General features: G+C 34.1%; 2 protein-coding genes. One reads left to right on the top strand and one right to left on the bottom strand.

What is annotated here, in order from left to right; all coding sequences use genetic code 11:
- Positions 1 to 38: 38 nt before the first annotated feature.
- A complete protein-coding gene (locus U9R42_09100) occupies positions 39 to 515 on the bottom strand; it encodes a type II toxin-antitoxin system VapC family toxin (GenBank protein ID MEA3496176.1) in 477 nt (158 codons plus the stop codon).
- Between the two features lie 719 nt (positions 516 to 1,234).
- On the opposite strand from U9R42_09100, the gene U9R42_09095 reads away from it, so the two are divergent.
- On the top strand, positions 1,235 to 2,473 hold the full coding sequence (locus U9R42_09095; protein ID MEA3496175.1) for an IS4 family transposase: 1,239 nt from the start codon (positions 1,235 to 1,237) through the stop codon (positions 2,471 to 2,473).
- Positions 2,474 to 2,630 lie beyond the last annotated feature (157 nt).

The following is a 2,630-nucleotide window of genomic DNA, read 5'->3' as shown; positions in this document are numbered from 1 at the left end:
GTCACGGATATGGCGTATTTCCTCTATTATTGGATCTTTCATAGTTCATTTCCTAAAAATTCTTCTGGCGAGCATATTTCTGGACAATTCCACATGTTTTCATCTACGACTTGACGGATCCGTTTACGAATAAACGGATTGTTTATGTGCTTAAAATTCCAAGTTACTATTACATCCATTCCGTTCGCGGCAGCAACTGCAATATGAAGCGCATCTTCAGGGCATTTCTCTGGAATTATTTTGGCAGCAAGAAACTTTCGGGCAAGTTCTCTTACTTCATTATCAATTTCAAGTACTTGAAAATTTTGTAACATTTTGCAACGAAGATTGGCTTGAACTTCGTTTCCTTTTGATGCTTCTTGTATAACGATATCGGAAATAAATACATCGTAATCATCAAGTCGATTCCAAAAATCTGATGTAGACGCTTGATGGGCAGCTATTACAATATTTTTTGATGTTCGAGCCACCAAATAACTTACGACACTTGTTTCAATGTAAATTTTCTGCTTCATTTTTTTCTATAAGCCTTGGCGTTGTTTAAAAACTGTATAAATCCAGCTACTTCTCGATCTTTTTTTAGTTTCATAAGACCACCTCGGTATTTCATTAAAGCCTTTGGCTTCATCTGGAAGTTTTTATTTCAAGTAATTCTTTAGTTACATCATTTAATTATTTTTATGGATGAATCGAAACCGATTTTTTTCTTCAGCTAACGCCCAGCATCAGTGGCCGGCCCTGAATTTGCCGATTTACTTGGCAGAAGCAATAACCTTGAATTTACCACAAAAATTGGAGTCCTGGTGCCGGTCAATCTGCATGCCATTGTTGGGTTTCGATAATGTGTATTCCCGCAGGGCCAATCTGGTAATATTTTGTAATTTGCCAATTCTTGCTCTTTTTTAATGATTTTAAATCAGAGCACAACATTTTCAATTTGCTATTAATTTTTGCCTGAATGGGCTTTACGTACAGTGTCAATACCGTTCGGCACTGTTCTTGCATGGAGGTTTTTCACTGTCTTAATAAGTGAAAACAGGGGACTCTGCAGGTTCGTCAATCAATTTTTCGGTTGTTTTTGGCGACAAATTACTAAACCTATATGACAATAATTAACTTACTATTATTGCTTTAATTGTACCATATGTGAACACTAAAAAAATATTTATGAAGACAACGAGTCATAAATCTTTTAAAGTCAGGAAATATAAATCCACTTTAATCAGGAGATACTATGACTGACTACAAAATAGATGAAAATGTTTTTGAAAAAATTATCTCGCCAATCATGCCATTGCTCCAAGAGGCACAAGAATCATTACAAGGTGATTATGAAACTTACACCCTATCGTTGACAACCCTTACTAACAATTTAATATTTTGCATTATTTGTAGAATAAAAACTATTGGAAGTTTGGTTACTTCCATAAAAACGGATGAAATTGCTAAAAATCTTGGTCTTGCTGTTGCTTCAAAATCTATGTACAGCGAGGCATTTTGTCGATACTCACCTGAAGTTTTCAGAAAGATTTTCGTTACCTTATTAAATAATTGTTCTTTTCTTTCCATTCCCGAAATAGAACAACTTGGCAAAATATTATTGATTGATGGTTCTCTTTTTCCAGCTATAAAAACAATGATTTGGGCTGAATACAAAAAAGGAGCTAATGCTATAAAATTACAGATGGCCTTTGAGCTGAACCGAATGCTCCCTGTAGAATTTCTGGTTACATCAGGTAATTATTCAGAAAAAAAATTTTTAAGTGATATTATTGAAGCAGGTGTCACTTATGTTTGTGATCGTGGGTATATTTCATTTCAAATTTTCAAAGAGATTTGTGGTAAGCAAGCCTGGTTTATTATACGTGGTAAGAATAACATGCTATACAGTGTTGAGAAAAACATTCCTATCAATGTTCCTGCTCAATTCCTACAATTTTTTAAACACATCAAGGACTCAAGTGTTACTTTTATAAATGATACTAATCAGATAACTTATCGAATTATAGAATTTTCATCAATGGGAGAAAACTATATATTAATTACAAATCGATTTGATTTGTCAACATACGAAGTTATCATGCTCTACGCCTATCGTTGGCAAGTTGAATTATGTTTTAAATATTTGAAAAGAACTTTGACGTGCATTCACTTGCTTAGTCATGATTCTAAGGGAATTCAAATTCAGTTTTACTTGTATATGATTTGTTATCTGTTGTTACTTCAGTTTAAACAGCAATGTGAGATTATGAACAGTGTAACCAATGATGTTAAAGAAGTTAGCAAATCAGATTATGATTCAAGCACAAGTCCACAAACAGGAAGGCCATATGTATGTGGTATAGTATCATTACTTGGGGAAAGGTTAAAGAAATTCTGGAAAATTGGAATTCATTGGTTAATTGCTGTAAGAAATTTTCTATTTCGGCCATTTAGCTGTAAAATAGCACAAGAACTTGACGAATACACATGACCTTAGCAAGTTTCGTGCCGAACGGTATTGGCTATGATTGCATTAATTGTTTCTTTGTTTGCCTACATTGCCTGGGATCGTCGTACAATGTTGAAGCCAGTTGTTGAACGGCTGGAACATCTTGAAAAAGATGTAATGCGTGATCTTGATATCAGTC

Source organism: Bacteroidota bacterium, assembly GCA_034723125.1.
Lineage (GTDB): Bacteria > Bacteroidota > Bacteroidia > CAILMK01 > JAAYUY01 > JAYEOP01.
Note: the sequence above shows the minus strand (reverse complement) of the source record. Positions and strands in the feature narration are given on the sequence as shown.

Coding starts and splice junctions, on each gene's coding strand:
- U9R42_09100 (MEA3496176.1), bottom strand. CDS start 515: ATGAAGCAGAAAATTTACATTGAAACAAGTGTCGTAAGTTATTTGGTG.
- U9R42_09095 (MEA3496175.1), top strand. CDS start 1,235: ATGACTGACTACAAAATAGATGAAAATGTTTTTGAAAAAATTATCTCG.